At 50.2% G+C, this 19,175-nt stretch carries 13 protein-coding genes; 11 read left to right on the top strand and 2 right to left on the bottom strand.

Annotated features, from left to right (window positions below):
- The first annotated feature begins 1 nt into the window (after position 1).
- The 11 genes from BN3656_RS03320 (at position 2) to BN3656_RS03270 (ending at position 15,519) form a co-directional block, all read left to right on the top strand.
- Entirely contained in the window at positions 2-994 is a 993-nt protein-coding gene (locus BN3656_RS03320) for an ABC transporter ATP-binding protein (RefSeq protein ID WP_066544148.1), read from the top strand.
- Positions 991-1,989, top strand: a complete 999-nt coding sequence (locus tag BN3656_RS03315; protein WP_066544145.1) for a dipeptide ABC transporter ATP-binding protein — start codon at positions 991-993, stop codon at positions 1,987-1,989. The genes BN3656_RS03320 and BN3656_RS03315 overlap by 4 nt, the downstream gene beginning before the upstream one ends.
- Before the next feature lie 81 nt (positions 1,990-2,070).
- On the top strand, positions 2,071-3,156 hold the full coding sequence (locus BN3656_RS03310) for a dipeptide epimerase (RefSeq protein ID WP_066544143.1): 1,086 nt from the start codon (positions 2,071-2,073) through the stop codon (positions 3,154-3,156).
- A complete protein-coding gene (locus tag BN3656_RS03305) occupies positions 3,153-4,571 on the top strand; it encodes a serine hydrolase domain-containing protein (protein ID WP_066544137.1) in 1,419 nt (472 codons plus the stop codon). The genes BN3656_RS03310 and BN3656_RS03305 overlap by 4 nt, the downstream gene beginning before the upstream one ends.
- Before the next feature lie 191 nt (positions 4,572-4,762).
- Positions 4,763-5,539, top strand: a complete 777-nt coding sequence (locus tag BN3656_RS03300) for a sialate O-acetylesterase (RefSeq protein ID WP_066544134.1) — start codon at positions 4,763-4,765, stop codon at positions 5,537-5,539.
- A complete protein-coding gene (locus BN3656_RS03295) occupies positions 5,536-7,470 on the top strand; it encodes an ATP-binding cassette domain-containing protein (RefSeq protein WP_066544131.1) in 1,935 nt (644 codons plus the stop codon). Before BN3656_RS03300 ends, BN3656_RS03295 begins: the two co-directional genes overlap by 4 nt.
- Positions 7,467-8,633 carry a beta-aspartyl-peptidase gene (gene iadA, locus BN3656_RS03290; protein WP_066544128.1) on the top strand — a complete coding sequence of 389 codons (1,167 nt, stop codon included), beginning with the start codon at positions 7,467-7,469 and terminating at the stop codon, positions 8,631-8,633. The genes BN3656_RS03295 and iadA overlap by 4 nt, the downstream gene beginning before the upstream one ends.
- Before the next feature lie 169 nt (positions 8,634-8,802).
- Positions 8,803-9,681 carry an alpha/beta hydrolase gene (locus tag BN3656_RS03285; RefSeq protein ID WP_066544125.1) on the top strand — a complete coding sequence of 293 codons (879 nt, stop codon included), beginning with the start codon at positions 8,803-8,805 and terminating at the stop codon, positions 9,679-9,681.
- 46 nt (positions 9,682-9,727) lie between these two features.
- The gene (locus tag BN3656_RS03280) at positions 9,728-12,100 is read left to right on the top strand and encodes a right-handed parallel beta-helix repeat-containing protein (protein ID WP_066544122.1); all 2,373 of its coding nucleotides are present in this window, start codon (positions 9,728-9,730) and stop codon (positions 12,098-12,100) included.
- 148 nt (positions 12,101-12,248) lie between these two features.
- Positions 12,249-12,959 carry a response regulator transcription factor gene (locus tag BN3656_RS03275; RefSeq protein ID WP_066544119.1) on the top strand — a complete coding sequence of 237 codons (711 nt, stop codon included), beginning with the start codon at positions 12,249-12,251 and terminating at the stop codon, positions 12,957-12,959.
- Complete coding sequence (locus BN3656_RS03270; RefSeq protein ID WP_081422829.1) at positions 12,931-15,519, top strand: histidine kinase dimerization/phospho-acceptor domain-containing protein; 2,589 nt, start codon at positions 12,931-12,933, stop codon at positions 15,517-15,519. Before BN3656_RS03275 ends, BN3656_RS03270 begins: the two co-directional genes overlap by 29 nt.
- 102 nt (positions 15,520-15,621) lie before the next feature.
- Here the strand turns inward: BN3656_RS03270 and BN3656_RS03265 are convergent, their stop codons facing one another.
- Together BN3656_RS03265 and nuoF are read right to left on the bottom strand one after the other, a co-directional pair.
- Positions 15,622-17,367, bottom strand: a complete 1,746-nt coding sequence (locus BN3656_RS03265; protein ID WP_066544115.1) for an NADH-dependent [FeFe] hydrogenase, group A6 — start codon at positions 17,365-17,367, stop codon at positions 15,622-15,624.
- A gap of 17 nt (positions 17,368-17,384) precedes the next feature.
- Positions 17,385-19,175, bottom strand: a complete 1,791-nt coding sequence (nuoF, locus tag BN3656_RS03260; RefSeq protein WP_066544112.1) for an NADH-quinone oxidoreductase subunit NuoF — start codon at positions 19,173-19,175, stop codon at positions 17,385-17,387.

Below are 19,175 nucleotides of genomic sequence, written 5' to 3'. Positions count from 1 at the left end.
AATGGCAGATAAAATACTGGAAGTTAAAAATTTAAAGACATATTTTCGTACCGATGCCGGACTGGTAAAGGCGGTCAATGACGTAACCTTTTCCGTTGAGAGGGGAAAAACCCTGGGGATCGTAGGAGAATCCGGCTGCGGTAAAAGTATCACTTCTCTTTCCATTATGGGACTGGTGGAGACGCCTCCCGGAATCCATGCAGGAGGAGAGATCCTGTTTGAGGGAGAGGATCTGTTAAAGAAGAATGAGGATCAGATGCGTCAGATCCGAGGCAATAAGGTGGCTATGATCTTCCAGGAGCCCATGACCTCCTTAAACCCTGTATTCACCATCGGCCAGCAGCTGATGGAGGCCATTCTGCTCCATGAAAATGTTACAAAGCAGCAGGCAAGAGAAAAGGGGATTGAGATGCTTAAAAAGGTTAAGATCCCTCTGGCAGAGAAGCGCTTTGACGAGTATCCCCATCAGCTTTCCGGCGGTATGCGCCAGAGAGTGATGATCGCCATGGCTTTATGTTGCAATCCCCAGCTTCTGATCTGCGATGAGCCTACTACGGCTCTGGATGTTACCATCCAGGCTCAGATTCTGGATCTGATCAATGAGCTGAAGGAAGAGACAGGCACCTCTGTTATGATGATTACCCACGATCTGGGCGTAATTGCCGAGGTTGCGGATGATGTAATGGTAATGTATGCGGGAAAGGTAGTAGAGCATGCTACCTGCGATCAGATCTTTGATGAACCGCTGCATCCCTACACCGCAGGCCTTATGAGCTGTATCCCCAGACTGGACGGCGATGACACAAAGGAATTAAGTGTGATCGAGGGCATGGTGCCAAGCTTTGACGATATGCCTGAGGGCTGTGCCTTCTGTCCAAGATGTCCTTATGCAAAGGAAATCTGCCGAAAGCAGATGCCGGAGTTAGAGGAAGTAAATGGACGCAGGGTGCGTTGCTTTAAATATATGAAAGGATGGGAGGAAAGCGCCAAATGAGCGAACATATAAATGAAACGCCCCTTTTGGAGGTAAAGCATTTAAGAAAGCTTTTCCCGGTGAAACAGACATTCCGGTCCGGAGAAAAGACATTTATCAAGGCTGTGGATGATGTTTCCTTTACCTTAAACCCAAAAGAAACCCTTGGTGTGGTAGGAGAGTCCGGATGCGGAAAATCTACCATGGGACGTTCCGTACTGCGTCTGATCGAGCCTACAGATGGTGAGATCATCTATAAGGGGCAGGATTTTAAAAAGGCGTCCGGTCAGGAGCTTCGGAAAATGCGTGCAGAAATGCAGATTATTTTCCAGGATCCATACGCATCCTTAAATCCCCGTATGACCATCGGTGAAATTATCGAGGAGCCCTTAAAGATCCAGAAGCGTTTCGCTTCAAAGGAAGAGATGAGAGCCCATGTTTTAGAGGTGATGGAGGTCGTAGGTTTAAACCCGAAATATTACAACCGTTATCCTCATGAGTTCTCCGGCGGCCAGCGCCAGAGAATCGGTATCGCAAGAGCCATTGTACTAGGGCCGTCCTTAGTTGTCTGTGACGAGCCGGTTTCCGCTCTGGACGTATCCATTCAGTCACAGGTATTAAATCTTCTGCGCCATCTGCAGGAGTCCATGGGAATGGCATATATTTTTATTTCCCATAACTTAAGCGTTATCCGCCACATTTCCGACCGTGTGATGGTAATGTATCTGGGTCATGTGGTGGAGCTGGCTGATAAACACCAGTTATATGACAATCCCTCCCATCCATATACCCAGGCTCTGCTGTCAGCAATTCCTATGCCGGAGCGCCACAGCACCAGAAAGAAGATCCTGCTTCAGGGCGATCTTCCAAGTCCCGCAGATCCGCCTTCCGGCTGTGTGTTCCATACAAGATGCTTTATGGCTCAGGAAATCTGCTCTGTGCAGAAGCCGGAGCTTAAAGATATCGGCGGCGGCCATATGTGCGCCTGTCATTTCTGCGGGGGATGCCAGAAATAAAATGGATTTAAGCTGTAAATGATGTAAATTACCGACCCGAAGCAGGAAGCACGGGCCGGATCAAAGAAGGAGGCAACAGTTATGAAGATTACGGACATGAAGGTTCACATGATGCAGGTTCCCCTGGTTCGTCCCTTCCGCATTTCTCTGGGTGTAATTACCCATGCGGTGAGCTGCCTGGTGGAGATTGAGACCGACGCAGGGATCACCGGATACGGCGAAGGTTCTCCAGGCCCTCTGATCACAGGCGAAAACCTGCCGGGGACGGTAGAGACCCTGCGTGTGTTCCGTGAAAAGCTCATCGGAATGGATCCAAGAGACATTGAGGGAATCAATGCTGTGATGAACCGTGCGGTTGCTTATGCGGGAACTGCAAAGGCGGCAGTGGATATTGCCTGCCACGATATTCTGGGAAAAGCAGCTGGTCTTCCTCTTTACAAGCTTCTTGGAGGACTTTCCAATACCATTGAAACGGATATGACCGTGGGAATTGATACTCCGGAGCTTATGGCTGCTGCCGCAAAGGAGCATGTGGCTGCAGGCTTCCGTGTGATAAAGACCAAGGTTGGAACGAATATCGCAGACGATATTGCCAGAGTAAAGGCCATCCGTGAGGCAGTAGGCGATGATGTGAAAATCCGTCTGGATGCAAACCAGGGATGGCATGCACGGGAGGCTGTAGAACTTTTAAAACGCCTTAACGAATACGATATTGAGCTGGTAGAGCAGCCGGTACGCCGCTTTGATTTTGAAGGCTTAAAGTATGTAACTGCCAACAGCCCTGTGCCTGTTATGGCAGATGAGAGCTGCTGGGACTCTAAGGACGCCCTCCGTCTTGTCTCTGAGAGAGCAGTGGATTTCATCAATATCAAGCTGATGAAGTGCGGCGGCCTGTGGGAAGCAAAGAAGATCGTAAATATTGCTGAAGCAGCAGGCGTAGAAATCATGCTTGGCTGTATGGCAGAGGAGAGCGGAATCGCCATCAATGCAGCAGCGGCATTGGGCGCAGCTCTCGGCAACATCACAAGAGCAGACCTGGATGCAAGCTTCTCTTTAAAGGCGCTTCCTTATGAGGGTGGATTTACCATTGAAAATACAAAAGATCTGGTTCTGTCCGAGAATCCAGGACTGGGACTTGTCCGCTTAAAGGAGGAAATGTTCCAATGAGCAGGGCAGTGACAGAGGAAGAAATGACACAGGGGATCAGCCGTCTGGAAGCCCATACCGCCCAGATCATGGAGGAGGCAAAGGCCAGAGGCATTGCCGTAGGCGTGGTAGACCGGACGGGAAGGATCCTTTATGAGAAATACTTTGGTTACCGGGATGAGGAAAAGAAGCTTCCCATTAACCGGGATACTATTTTCGGAATGGCATCTGTGACAAAGTCTTTTACTGCTCTTTCCATCATGCAGATGCAAAAAGACGGGATTCTGTCCGTGGATGACGCAGTATTTGCTTATATTCCAGAATTTACCAATAAAAACCAGAAGGAGCCAGTGCGATTAAGCCATCTGATGAGCCACAGTGGCGGCTACTTCCCCCTTCCAAGAATCGTTGTGGATAAAACTGCTCAGGAAATGGGGATAAAAGACAGTCTGGAAGAGGAACTGGTGGACAGAGAAGACTTTGCGGAGGAAGGAATCCGCAGGGTGGCAGGCCGTCTGGACAGCCAGACCCATTTTACCGGCCGTCCCGGACAGCGCATGAGCTACTGCAACGATGGCTTCGGCCTTCTGTCCGATATTGTACGCCGCCATTCCGGATACGGTTCCTTCAGCGCATATCTGAAGGAGCGTATCTTTAAGCCCCTTGGCATGGAGCGGAGCAATATCAGCTTTCTGCGCAATTCTCTGGATGAAAATGCGGCCACGCTTTACACTCTGGAGGATGGAACATGGCGGGCAGACCATGATTATGAAAACGATGCCTTTGTGCTCCACGGAGGCGGCGCCTTAAAGTCCGCTCTGGGCGATATGCTTAAGTATGTTTCCATGTACTTAAACGAGGGAAAGAGCCAGGACGGAACCCAGGTCATTGACCGTGATTCCATTGAGGAAATGTGCCGTCCCAGACAGATCGTAAAGCCGGGCGTTTACTACGGATACGGTCTGGAAATGAGCCAGATGGAGGACATGGTTTTAGTAGAGCACGGCGGAAGCCTTCCGGGCGTATCCTCAAACCTGTGCTTCTGTCCCCAGAAGGGCATCGGAGTGATCGTACTGTGCAATACTATGGATGTGCCGGTGTACTCCATCGGAACTATGGCTCTCCGCCTGTACTGCGGCCTACCTTTAGAGGCAGAGCGGACAGAGCATATGCCACGGTTCTGGAGTGAAGAGGAGAAACGTGAGCTTGCAGGCGATTACATTTCCGGAGAAGGCGACCGTTTCAGCATCAAAGAGCTGGAAAACGGTGAGCTCTCCATGGAAGTAAACGGCACGCCCATTGAGATGAAGTCCGTTTATCCATGGCAGGGAATGGTAAGAAAGAAATACAGCGACGTATATCTGACCGCGTTCAGAGATGAAAACGGAACGGTATTTGCCGCCAGATACGGAAGCCGTATCTTCCCCAAGGCCTGACATTTACAGGCTGAACGAAGGACGTAAACTTAGAAAGCATATTTAACTGATAAAAGACAAAAAAGATAAAAAGACAGCAAAAGGAGCTTCTTTTCCCGGCCGAAAGACAGGAAAGAGGGGCTCTTTTTGTTTGTCCGGGCTTCTTGACAATGGTTTGAGTCATTGTATAATGGGGAAAAAGGAGAATGATAATGGAAAAGATCTACGATTTATTTTTGTTTATGGGACAGTCTAATATGGCGGGCCGGGGCATTACGTCGCCTCAGTGGCCGGAGCCTGCGCCGAAGGCTGCTTCAGGAGCCGGATATGAATACCGGGCAATTTCCGATCCGGAGCAGCTGCATGAAATAGAAGAGCCCTTTGGGGCGGCGGAGAATCATCCAGGGGGGATTTTTGAGCCGGGGATGAAAACGGGTTCCATGGTAACATCGTTTGTTAATGCGTATTATGCGGCTTCCGGGCGCAGTGTGATCGGAGTTTCCGCCAGCAAGGGCGGTTCATCCATCGGCCAGTGGCAGGGGAATGAGGATTATCTTACAGATGCCCTGATGCGCCTTAAACGGGCTCAGGAATATCTGAAACGAAGGCAGATGGTTCCTGCGCATCCGTTTGTGCTGTGGTGTCAGGGAGAAACGGACGGCGATCTGGGAACATCCGGGGAAGAATACAAGACCTGTTTTACCCATATGCTGGATATTTTGGGAGAGAATGGAATTAAAACCTGTTTTCTGATTACGATTGGTGAGTATAATGGAGAAAAGGGATATGACTACAGCCGGATCCGTCAGGCGCAGCTGGAACTGGCACAGCAGGATCCGCGAGTGAAGCTGGTCTGCGATGCGTTTCACACCATGAAGGAGCGTGGGCTGATGAAGGACGAATTTCATTACTATCAGAAGGCCTACAATGAAGTGGGACAGGCTGCGGGAAAGGCAGCAGGAGAGTTTGTAAACGGAGAACCGATATGAAATACCAGATAATAGACGGGACGGCTGCCCCGGGTGGGGAAACTGTGCTTTCCCATATTGATTTTGAGATACAGGGCGCGCAGAAAGTTGCGGTCGTAGGACGGAATGGAGCCGGAAAAACCACTCTTCTGCGCCTGATTGCAGGAGAGCTGGAGCTGGAACGGGATGACAGGCGCCAGGGGCCGGGAATCTGCTGCTCCAGAACGCTGACCATAGGAATGCTTCATCAGCAGGCGCTGCTCCATGAGGAGCGCACCGTGGAGGAATACCTGATGAGCCGCTGTCCGGCAAAAGGGCTTTTTGACAGGGAGCGGTTCGAATACGAACGGGAATATGACTGCCTGTTTACAGGACTTGGTTTTAAAAAAGAAGATAAAAAGCGGCCTTTAAGCACATTTTCAGGAGGAGAACGGACAAAGGCTGCATTGGCCGGACTGCTTCTTGAGAAACCGGATATCCTTCTTTTGGATGAGCCAACCAACCATCTGGATATGGAAACAGTTCAGTGGTTGGAAGGGTATTTAAGAAATTATGATCGGGCGGTGGTTATGGTAAGCCATGACCGCTTCTTTTTAGACCGTACGGCACAGATCGTATACGAGCTGGAGGACAGGAAGCTTACAAAATATCCGGGAAATTATACAGCCTACCGAGAGAAGAAACGAAAGGATTACGAGCTTCAGAAAAAGGCCTATATCCGCCAGCAGGAGGAGATTGCCCGGCAGGAGGAGCTGATCCGCCGGTTTAAGAATAAACCGGCCAAGGCCTCCTTTGCCAGATCCAGAAAAAAGATGTTAGAGCGCATGGAACGGGTGGAAGCGCCCAGAGAGGATACGGCACACATTTTTACCGGAGAGATCCTTCCTGCGGTGCCCGGAAGCAAATGGGTTCTTGAGGCGGAGCATTTAAAGATCGGTTATGAAGGCCATCCGCTTTTGGAACTGAGCCTACGGATGAGAAAGGGGCAGAAGATCGCTCTTTTAGGGGAAAATGGAGCGGGAAAGACTACATTTTTAAAGACAGCCGCCGGATTCCTTCCTCCGGTGGATGGAGTCTGCTCCCTTGGAAATAATATTACCATCGGTTATTTTGATCAGTATTCCTCAGCCATTGAGTCGGAACAAACGGTAGCGGAGCATTTTTCAGAGCTTTTCCCGTCCCTGAACCAGAAGGAAGTGCGGACGATCCTGGGCTCCTATCTCTTTCCGGGAAAGGAGGCATCCAGAAAAGTAAGCTCCCTGTCCGGCGGGGAAAAGGCCAGACTGGTGCTGGCAGAGCTTTTGCAGAGCCGCCCCAATTTCCTGATTCTGGATGAGCCCACCAACCATATGGATATACAGGCAAGAGAAACTCTGGAATCTGCCTTTCAGGCTTATCAGGGAACCATTCTTTTTGTAAGCCATGACCGGTATTTTATCCGGCAGGTGGCAAAGTCGGTGCTTATATTTGAGGGCGCAAGGGCTATGTATTACCCCTTTGGGTATGAGCACTATCTGGAACGGCTGGAAAAGGAAAAAGAAGGACTTTCACCGGCAGCACGGATTCAGGCGGAGGAGCAGGCTCTGATCGCCGGCTTAAAGGCGGTTCCCAGGGCGGAACGCCACAGACTGAGAGAGATTCCCACCGAAGAAGCCTATGACCAGTGGAGGCTTAAAATGGCAGAGGATGCCATGAAAGAGGCGGCAGGGCAGGCAGAGGAGCAGATCAAGGTATGGGAGGAGAACCGTCTGAAACGTCTGTGGGAGCAGGCCGAGGAGCAGCCAGCTTCCGCTTTGGAAGCCCAGCCGTTGGAGGATATAGCGCCTCTGTGGGAGAAGTGGCATCAGGCCTGCATGGACTGGTATGAGATATGGAGTGAGCTGCACCCGGAGCCGGAGGCGCCTGAACCGGAAAAGTTCGCTGATTTGGAATCAAAGGAGGATGCAGAATGATACTGATAAAAAATGCAGACGTATATGCACCGGAGCATCTGGGGATTAAGGATGTGCTGATATGCGGAGCACAGATTGAGGCGGTGGGAGAAGGTCTGGAAGGAGGAAGCGGCTGCCGGATCATAGATGCAGAGGGAAAAAAGCTGACGCCGGGACTGATTGACCGCCATGTCCATGTGACCGGAGGAGGCGGAGAGGGAAGTTTTCATACCCGTACGCCCCAGATACAGCTTTCATCTGTTATAAGAGCTGGGATCACGACTCTGGTGGGCCTTCTGGGAACAGATGATGTAAGCCGTACGCCGGAGGATCTGATCGCCAAGGTAAAGGCCTTAAAGGAGGAAGGAATTTCAGCGTATGCCCTCTGCGGCGCTTATGGTGTGCCTTCCCCTGCCATTACAGGAAGCATAAAGAAGGATATTGCCTTTATTGATGAGATTTTGGGTTTAAAGCTGGCAGTCTCCGACCACAGAGCACCCAATATTTCCACAGAGGAGCTGATCCGTCTGGCAAGCGATGTGCGGACTGCAGGCATGATCAGCGGAAAGTGCGGCTGTGTGGTGCTTCATATGGGGGATGGAAAAAAGATGCTGAGTCAGGTTTTTGAGGCACTGGAGGAGACGGAGATTCCCGTGAAAACCTTTCAGCCCACCCATGTAAACCGCAATCATGAGCTGTTTCTGGACAGCCTTAAGCTGGCGAAGCTTGGGGGAACCATTGATCTGACCTGTGAGGATTTCCCTCATGGTTTGATCGAAGACGGAAAGGATCCTGTGATCGGCCTTTTGGAGGAAGCCCGCCGGGCCGGTGTTCCCATGGAGCGGATGACTTTAAGCTCAGACGGACAGGGAAGTTGGTCCAATTATGACGAATATGGAAACCTGGTGGAAATGGGGGTTACGGATGTGGGAAATATGTATGCCCAGCTTCGTTCGCTGGTGTTAAACGGAGGGTTTGTACTTTCAGAGGCTCTCTCCTTTTTCACTTCCAATCCTGCAAAGGCCCTGGAGCTGTTCCCGAAAAAAGGCTGTATCGCGCCGGGAGCGGACGCAGATCTGCTTTTAATGGGAGAAGCCCTTGCTCTGGATACGGTGATTGCCAGAGGGCGGGTGATGATGGAGGCAGGAGAACTGCTTGTAAAGGGAACGTATGAAACATTTTAATCTCTAAAGTCAAGTCTTTTCTTACCGGCAAAATACTCAAAAAACAGAACATATCTTTGTGCAGGATACCAGTTTCCTTTTTATGTAAAAAAATATAAGATAGTTCAGGTAAGCGCTTACAATACAGAATATTTAGAAAACACTGAATCCATACACAGGAGGTACACCCATGAACATGTGGACAGAGGATCTGGTACTGCCGGAAGAACTGCGGAAGGAACGTCTGCAGAAGGAACCGGCCAGCTACACAGCCTGGATTCTGGGAAAATCCGGAAAAACACAGGAAAAGAAGAGAAAAGCAGTGATAATCTGTCCGGGAGGCGGATATGAGCATCTTTCTCCCAGAGAGGGAGAACCCATTGCCATGAAATATCTGGCCATGGGCTATCATGTGTTTGTGCTTCACTATAGTCTGGCTCCGGAGCGATTCCCCACAGCCTTAAGGGAGCTGGCTCTGCTTACGGCAAAGATACGGGAGCATGCAGACGAATGGAGGATTGATTCAGAGGGAATCATCGTATCTGGCTTTTCTGCCGGAGGCCATCTGGCTTTGAGCCTGGGGGTTCACTGGGATAAGGAATGGCTGTCAGGGCCTCTGGGATTAACGCCTGAGCAGATCCGCCCTAATGGGCTTATCCTCTGCTATCCGGTAGTGACGGCAGGAGAAGGCTGCCACAGAGGCTCGGTGGAACGTCTCTTGTGGGGACAGATGCTTACGGAAGAGGAGCAGATGATCCCGGAGCGCGGGACGGAAGAAAAGGAAATGCTGAGAGAGTTGATTTCTCTTGAAAAGCAGGTCGGTTCCCATACGCCTCCTGTGTTTTTATGGCATACCGTAACAGACCAGACGGTTCCGGTGAGAAACGCTCTGATTTTGGCAGAGGCCCTGATAAAGAGCGGCGTTTCTTTGGAGCTTCACCTTTATCCCGTTGGACGCCACGGACTTGCCCTGGCGACGGAGGAAACGGCAGACGGGCAGGAGAGCAATATAGAGCCACAGTGCCAGAGCTGGATCGTTCTGGCGGAAAAATGGCTGGAGCATTTTTAGAACAGGATAAATAAAACAGGACATCAGGGTACGAGGAAAACAGGACATGAAAAGACGAGACATAGGAAAGCTTCTACTCATAGGTCTGGCAGCTGCGGGCCTTCAGGGCTGCAGCCAGACGGCGGAAACAACAGCGGCAGACGTAGAGAAACCACAGGTACAGACAGAGGCAGAAACGGACGCAGCTTCTGAAACGAAAACAGCAGAAGAGCACACCTGGCAGTTTACATATTTCGGCACATCTACCAACGAAAAGTCAAATACCATGGCAGAGGGAGGAAGCCTGAAAAATGGGATTTCTCTTACCTCCTGTACGGTAAAGGAAGACGGAAGCATTGACAAAAAAGGCGGAAAATTTGCAGCAGGAGAAGGCTATGACGGCATTTCCTTTTATTATACAGTCATTGACCCTGAAACAGAGAATTTCCGTTTAAAGGCAGACGTAACCATTGACTATATCAATCCCAAGCCGGACGGCCAGGAGGGAGTAGCCATTATTGCCAGAGACAGTATTGGTGAGGATACAGTGGCAGACTGCTCCTTTTTTACAAATTCCGCGGCAGTCATCGGAAGCAGTTTAAGCTATTATGATGAGGACGGCACAAAGACCTCCATGAAGGACGGCATCGGATACCGGATGATCACAGGAGTAGAATCGGACACTACGCCGCCGGAGGCAGGAAAGCTGACTCTGGATTCAGAGGCATTTGACAAGGAAACACTGCTGACAGCGGGAGAAACCTACACCATGGAGCTGCGAAAGACCAATACAGGCTATGAGGCAGCTTATTATGACAAAGAGGGAAATGAATATTCCCGCACCCTGTATGGTGCTGAGAACCTGAATGTAATTGATAATTCAGTTTATGCAGGATTTGCTGTAGCCAGAGGCTGCAATGCCACTTTTAACAACATTGAATTTGAGGTAACAGACCCGGCAAAAGATGCGCCTGCAGAGGAACGTCCTGTAGAAAAGGAAAATGTAAGCTTTACCTTCCTTTCCTCCAATACGTCCGGTTCCAGCGAGTATCCCCTTTCCTTTAAGACGAATGCAGACGGTACGGCTGTGATCTCCGATAAAGAAGGAAATGCTTTGGATACTCTGGAAGTAAAGGCAGAGGTTCCGGTAAAGGCTTCCTATCCGGTAAAAGAGGGAGAAAATCATTTTATCATCGCATTTACTCCCAAAGAGGGATATAAGATCAATGAATATACAGAGCTTGCAAATTACGGAACTGTTTCTTTTGATGAGACAGTAAGCTGCCGTATCTTATCCGGTGATACCATCTTTATTTCCAAAGACGGCACACCCGATGGGACGGGAACAAAGGAAGCTCCCATTGATCTGGCAACGGCGTTCCGGTATGGGGCTCCCGGACAGAGCTTTGTAATGGAAGGAGGTACCTATACCTTTAAGGAAGGGCTGACCGTTCTGCGCGGCGTAGACGGAACAGAGGATGCGCCCATTGTTCTGGCTCCGGCAGAGGGAGAAAGGGCAGTTCTGGACTTTGCAAAGGAAGGCACAGGCCTTCAGCTTTGGGGGGATTACTGGCATATTAAAAATATTGACGTATGCAATGCCTCCGACGGAAATTGTGGAATCCGCCTTTCAGGCCATCACAATATTTTAGAGGGAATTAAGACCTATAATAACGGAAACACCGGCCTTCAGGTCAGCGGAACATCCGAGGAGACCATTGATATGTGGCCTTCGGACAACCTGATCTTAAACTGTACCTCCTATAATAACTGCGATGAAGCCATGGAGGATGCAGATGGCTTTGCAGCCAAGCTGACCTGCGGAGAAGGAAATGTGTTCCGAGGCTGCATTGCTGCCTATAATGCAGATGACGGCTGGGATCTCTTTGCCAAGATCGCCACAGGAAAAATCGGAGCAGTGACCATTGAGGACTGCGTGGCATTTAAAAACGGTTATGTGTATGATGAATCCGGCAGCGTGATCGATGCAGGAAACGGAAACGGATTTAAAATGGGAGGCAGCGGCATCAGCGGCCATCATGTGTTAAAAAACAGCATTACCTACGAAAACAAAGCAAAGGGCATTGATTCCAACAGCTGTCCGGATATTGAAATCTACAATAATGTTTCTTTCAACAATGAAGGCCCTAATATTGCCATCTATACCGCCAACCGGGCAGATACGGCCTATGTGGCAGAGGGGAATATTTCCTATGGCACAGGGGAAGGCCACAGTGAGGACATTCAGCTGAAGGGTCAGGATGCAAGCAGCATTTACAGCGAAACCAATTATTTCTATCATGAGGACACGAAGGCCTACGAAAACAGCAAGGGAGAGAAGGTAACGGACGACTGGTTCGTATCCCTGGATACTACTGTGATGCCGAAACGGGCAGAGGATGGTTCCCTCCTGTTAAACGGACTTCTGGAGAGAAAATAAACCATAAAAAGAGGACAGAGAATCCCTGTTTAGGGGGTGACTCTGTCCTTTTAAAATGCTACAATCAATCTTTAGAAAGTCTTTTATATTTTATACACCTTATTTTTGTTTTTATATTTTATCATATGGATGTAAGGAGGAAACAGATATGAGTGGGGATCGGATCCTGTTAGTGGAGGATGATAAAGAGATACGGGAAGGTGTGGAAATCTTTTTAAAAAGCCAGGGATATGAGGTTTTTCAGGCAGCCGACGGCCTTGAGGGCCTGGAAATCCTTAAAAATCAGCCCATCGATCTTGCAATTGTAGATGTGATGATGCCGCGGATGGACGGTATTACCATGGTAGCAAGACTGCGGGAAAGTTTCGACTTTCCAGTACTTTTCCTATCTGCAAAATCAGAGGAAGTAGATAAGATACTGGGGCTGAACATGGGGGCGGATGATTACATTACAAAGCCCTTTACGCCAATGGAGCTTTTAGCCAGAGTGAATTCCCATCTGAGACGTTATCACCGCTTTATGGACCGTTTACATTCAAGGGCAGAAGAAAGCGCACGGATTTACCGGGCCGGAGGCCTGGAGGTAAATGAGGATACGGTAGGCGTTACCATTGATGACCGGCCGGTAAAGGTAACGCCCATCGAATTTAAGATCCTTCTGCTTTTGATACGCAATCCGGGCCGGGTATTCCCGGCAGATGAGATTTATGAACGGGTGTGGAACGAACGGGCCATCAATACGGATACGGTTATGGTTCATATCCGCAATCTCCGGGAAAAGATAGAAGTAAATCCGAAAGAACCAAAATATTTAAAGGTGGTGTGGGGAGTTGGATACAAGATTGAAAAACAGCCGTAGCAGGCACTGGATCGGCGTACTGCTGATCGTGATACTGGTAATCGTATCTGCGGCAGCAACTGTGGGATTTTATCCCTATATGAAACAAAAAGCTGTAAACCAGAGCAGCCTAAGCCGGCAGGAATGGAAAAATGACACCGGACGCTTTGACAATCTGGCAACACAGGTTATGAATTTCAGCTATGTGATCTGGCATCAGCAAAAGCAGGAGGAAAAGGGCGGGATTTTGACCTATTCCCAGACCTTTTTGCCGGGACTGGATGAAAAGATAGCCAAAGCAGAGAAAGACGCATACATGGAAGAAGACATCACTTATGAGGGTGAGTATGAGCTCCCGGAGCAGACGGATCAGTTGGAAATGATGCATGAAGCCCAGTCTCAGATCGAAGAACTGGGACGGCGCTGGGAAGAGATGTATGAACGCTACAATGGAACTCTGATCCGTTACATGGTCACAGGCCCTGACGGACAGTGTCTGCGCAGCAATGTAATTGATGCAGAAAGTGTGTTTTCAAGGGGAATCGGGGCGAATGAAATCCGGTTTACGGCGGAATTTGCTTCCGGAGGCAGATTAAGTATTTCCGATATAGCGGGAGATGGGGACAGCTGCAGCCGTATGTTCCAGTCAATGACCTCCTATGAGTTTTATGATCCTATTGAGACCCGTCTGGGAAGCCAGTACCGCAGCAGCGGAGTGGAGTTTCAGGGGCCAAAGGATATGAAGATTCATTTTATCTGTGATCTATCCAATGCGGGCAGCAGTTTTTATGGCAGTGATATAGAGGAAACAGGGGTTAGAAGCTGGGATTACCAGAGCGGAGGCGGATATTTTTCCGTTGTATGTGCGATCGCGGCAGTGATTACGCTCACAGCTCTTGCACTTCCGGGAATCCGTTCCCTGGAGATAGGACGCAGCGCACTGTGCCGTTTGTCCTTTGAACCCCTATGTGCCAGTGGAACGCTGTGGTTCGCTACTGTGATCAGCAGTATTCCGGTAGATCTGATCCATGCAACCATGGAAGGCCGTTTATCCAGAGAGTGGCTGCAGGCCGGATTTACAGATGGAGCGGCGCATATGATGACGCTGCTGATCAATGTCATGTTCTGGATCATCATTTACGGTATTCTTTACTGGGGAATTACCTGTATACGGGCCGTATTTACTCTGGGACTGTGGCGCTATTTTAAGGAACGCACCTGGCTTGGACGATTTTTGCGCTTTTGCAAGCGCTGGACTCTGAAGGGTCTGGATCTCTTTTCCAATACAGACTGGGAAGGAAAGTCCACGCGGATCATTGGAAAGGCTGTGATTGCCAATTTTATTATTCTGGCTCTCATTTCCTGCCTGTGGTTCTGGGGGATTGGGGCGTTAGTAATCTACTCTCTGGTACTGTTTTTCCTTTTTAAGAAATACTGGGGAAAAATGGAAGAAAAATATCAGCTTCTCTTAAAGGGCATTAATGCCATGGCAGAGGGAAATCTGGATGTGGAGTTTGATGAAGATCTGGGGATTTTTGAGCCTCTCAAGGAACAGCTTTCCCATATCCGGGACGGATTTAAAAAAGCAGTGGCCCAGGAGGTAAAAAGCGAGCATACCAAATCGGAGCTGATCACCAATGTGTCCCATGATCTAAAGACGCCTTTGACGGCGATTATCACTTATATCAATCTCTTAAAGCAGGAAAATCTGTCAGAAGAGGAGCGCAGTTCCTATATCCAGGTACTGGACCGCAAAGCCATGCGCTTGAAGGAGCTGATCGAAGATCTTTTTGAGGTCAGTAAGGCAAACAGCGGTACCGTGACCCTCCACCTGGAAGAGGTGGAGATTGTCAGCCTGTTAAAGCAGGTGCGCTGCGAGCTGGCCGACAAGATTGAAAAGAGCGGTGTGGACTTCCGTTTCCAGCTGCCGGAGGAAAAAATATACCTTCATCTGGACGGCCAGAAAACTTGCCGTATCTTTGAAAACCTCATGGTAAATATTACAAAGTATGCCATGAAGGGAACCAGAGCCTATATCCAGATCAGGCGGGAGGAAAACGGCTATGTGGCTGTTTCTATGCGAAATATTTCAGAACATGAATTAACGGTATCCCCGGATGAGCTCACAGAGCGCTTTGTACGGGGGGATGAATCCCGCAATACGGAAGGCTCCGGCCTGGGGCTTGCCATTGCAAGAAGCTTTACTGAGGCCCAGGGCGGTACGATGAAGCTGGAAGCAGAGGATGACCTCTTTAAGGTTACCGTCCGCTGGAAGGAGGAAAAGATGGAAAAACCTCCCGTCCATAGGGAACCGGTGGAGGAAGCCGATCCCCTAAAATCTGCCGATTTGCAGCCTGTCGATCCACAGGTTTCAGATTTGCAGCCTGTTGATCCACAGGTTTCAGATTTGCAGCCTGTTGATCCACAGGTTTCGGATGTACAGCCCGTCAGTTCGCAGCCCTCTGGTTTGCAGCCTTCCGGTTCACGTCCGCCGGTTCCGGCCTCATTTACCTGGTGGGATCCTGAAAAAAATGAGATGTTAGAGGAACAGGAAGAAGAGAAGGAAACGGATGAACCATAAATAAAAGCTTCCCCGCAGACGATCAGATGGTTCGTCCTGCGGGGAAGCTTTTTATTTAAGGGGATGCCGGAGTGACGCCGGCATCTCTGTTTTTAGTTCCGATCAGTGCTGATTAATACTTCTCTTTACATAGCTGGTATGGAGCAGATGGTGCGCCTTTTCGCTTCCGGGCTCGCCCAGATAGGTGGCATATAACTCCTTAATCGCCGTATTTTCATGGGATTTGCGGATGGTATTTGCCTCATCGCTGTCATAGAGAACCTTAGCTCTTAAGCCGCAGATATCCACCGTGTTGCGGATATAACCCGGCTGCTGAGGCTGGCCGCCGCCGTTGACACAGCCGCCGGGACAGCCCATGATCTCGATGAAGTGGTAATCTGCCTCTCCTGACTTTACCTTTTTAAGCAGCTCTCTGGCATTTCCAAGGCCGGAGGCGACCGCTACCTTTACATCCATATCTGCCACATGATAGGTGGCTTCCTTGATGCCTGCAGTGCCGCGGACCTCGTGAAATTCAAGCTTTGGAAGCTCTTCGCCGGTAAGTGTCTCAACTGCAGTTCTTAATGCAGCCTCCATAACGCCTCCCGTAGCGCCGAAGATCACGCCTGCACCGGAGCCAAGGCCTAAAGGCTCGTCAAAGCTCTCATCCGGCAGATCCAGGAAGCGGATCCTTGCCTTGCGGATCATCCGGGCCAGCTCTCTGGTGGTGATGGAGATATCCACATCCGGAACGCCGTTTGCCGCCTCGTCCTCTCTTCCGATCTCGAACTTCTTTGCCGTACAGGGCATAACGCTGACAGATACGATATCCTTTGGATCAATGCCCATCTTCTCAGCATAGTAGGATTTGGCAATGGCTCCGAACATCTGCTGAGGGGATTTGCAGGTGGAAAGATTTTCCGTCATATCCGGGAAATAGTGCTCACAGTATTTAACCCAGCCGGGAGAACAGGAGGTGATCATAGGCAGGACACCGCCGTTTTTCACGCGGTCTAAAAATTCATGTGCCTCCTCCATGATGGTCAAGTCAGCGGAAAAGTCTGTATCAAATACGCGATCAAATCCCAGACGGCGCAGGGCGGCAGCCATCTTTCCTTCCACATTGGTGCCGATGGGAAGGCCGAATTCTTCGCCTAAAGCGGCACGGACAGCAGGAGCAGTCTGTACGATCACATGCTTGGAAGGATCTGCAATGGCTGCAAATACCTCGGACGTGCAGTCCTTTTCCTGAAGGGCTCCCGTAGGACAGACGGCAATACACTGGCCGCAGGATACACAGGAGGTCTCGCCAAGGCCCATACCGAAGGCAGAGCCGATTTCAGTTGCAAAGCCCCGGTTGTTGGCGCCGATGACGCCAATCCCCTGTACCTCGCTGCAGACTGCCACGCAGCGGCGGCAGAGAATACATTTGCTGTTGTCACGGATCATATGGGCGGCAGAGGTATCGATCTCAGAGGGTGTGGTCTCGCCGTCATAATAGCCCTCATCCTCTACGCCAAGCTCTCGTGCCAGCTCCTGAAGCTCGCAGTGTCCGCTGCGTACGCAGGACAGGCAGGAGCGGTTATGGTTGGATAATAAAAGCTGGATGGTCTTTTTTCTGGAATCCATGACCTTTGGAGTATTGGTAAATACTTCCATTCCGTCTTCCGCAGGATATACGCAGGAAGTAACCAGCTTTCCATTTTTTAATTCGACAATACATACGCGGCAGGCGCCGATTTCGTTGATCTCTTTTAAGAAGCATAAGGTAGGGATCTCGATATGCGCCAGTCTTGCTGCCTCCAGGATGGTTGAGCCCTTGGGAGCAGTGATTTCAATGCCGTTGATTTTCAGTTTGATCGTTTCCATCGTCTATTCCCTCCCTTTTATTTTTTGTAGATTGCGCCGAACTTACATTTCTCCATGCAGGCACCGCACTTGATGCACTTGTTCTGATCAATAATGTGCGGATTCTTTACAGAGCCGATGATTGCTCCGGCAGGACAGGTGCGGGCGCACAGAGTACAGCCGCGGCACTTGTCACGGTCAATGTTGTAGGATAAGAGCGCCTTGCAGACGCCGGCAGGACAGCGCTTCTCCTTGATATGGGCCTCGTACTCGTCGCGGAAATAGCGCAGGGTGGACAGCACCGGATTGGGGGCTGTCTGTCCCAGGCCGCAGAGGGAATTGTTCTTTACATAGTAGCAGAGTTCTTCCAGCTTATCCAGGTCAGCCATATCGGCCTGTCCCTTGGTGATCTTTGTGAGGATTTCAAGCATACGTTTGGTGCCGATACGGCAGGCAGTACACTTGCCGCAGGATTCCTCCACAGTAAATTCAAGGAAGAATTTGGCAATGTCTACCATACAGTCATCCTCATCCATAACGATCAGACCGCCGGAGCCCATCATGGAACCTATGGCAATCAGGTTGTTATAGTCAATGGGGATATCAAAGTGTTCAGCCGGGATACAGCCGCCGGAAGGTCCTCCGGTCTGTGCGGCCTTGAACTTCTTTCCGCCGGGGATGCCGCCGCCGATTTCCTCGATTACGGTCCTTAGGGTGGTTCCCATGGGAACCTCTACCAGACCGGTGTTGTTGATCTTGCCTCCCAGGGCAAATACCTTGGTGCCCTTGGACTTTTCCGTACCCATGGAAGCAAACCATTCTGGACCGTTTAAGATGATCTGAGGGATATTGGCGTAGGTTTCTACGTTATTTAAGATGCTTGGCTTTCCGAATAAGCCCTTCTGCGCCGGGAATGGAGGACGGGGCCTTGGCTCACCGCGTTTTCCCTCAATGGAGGTCATAAGAGCCGTTTCCTCGCCGCAGACGAAAGCGCCTGCGCCCAGACGGAGGTCAATATCAAAATCAAAGCCGGTTCCGAAAATGTTTTTGCCTAAAAGTTCCATGTCGCGGGCCTGCTTGATGGCAATCTGCAGGCGTTCTACTGCGATGGGGTATTCGGCACGGACGTAGATATAGCCCTGGTTTGCACCGATGGCATAGCCGGCGATGGCCATGGCCTCCAGCACTGCATGGGGATCGCCCTCCAGCACGGAACGGTCCATAAATGCGCCGGGATCGCCCTCGTCTGCATTACAGCAGACATACTTCTGGTCTGCGTCGTTCTGACGGCAGAGCTTCCATTTTAAGCCGGTGGGGAAGCCTGCGCCTCCGCGGCCTCTCAGGCCTGCGTCTAAAAGGGTCTGGATCACATCCTCCGGGGTCATTTCCGTAAGAACCTTTCCCAGAGCCTGATAGCCGCCGGTTCCGATGTATTCTTCGATATTTTCAGGGTCAATAACACCGCAGTTGCGAAGGGCGATACGGTGCTGCTTCTTATAAAAGTCTGTGTCGCTTAAGGCCTTGATGCCTCCAGTGGGGCTTACGGTCTCCTGATAGAGAAGACGGGTTACTACACGACCCTTTAAGAGATGTTCGGATACGATCTCAGGGATGTCTCCGGGCTGTACCATTGAATAAAAGGTAGCATCCGGGTAAACGATCATAATCGGGCCCAGGGCACAGAGGCCGTGGCAGCCGGTTTCTACAACCGCTACTTCCTCCTCCAGTCCCTGGCGTTTTAATTCATTTTTTAATATATCCATGATCTGGGGGCTTCCGGAAGAGGTACATCCGGTACCGCCGCAGACAAGCACATGTGAACGATACAT

It is taken from the genome of Clostridium sp. AT4 (genome assembly GCF_001517625.2).
In the GTDB taxonomy this organism is placed as follows: Bacteria; Bacillota; Clostridia; order Lachnospirales; family Lachnospiraceae; genus Enterocloster.
The sequence above is the reverse complement of the archived record's forward strand: the minus strand, read 5'-3'. Positions and strand labels throughout refer to the sequence as shown.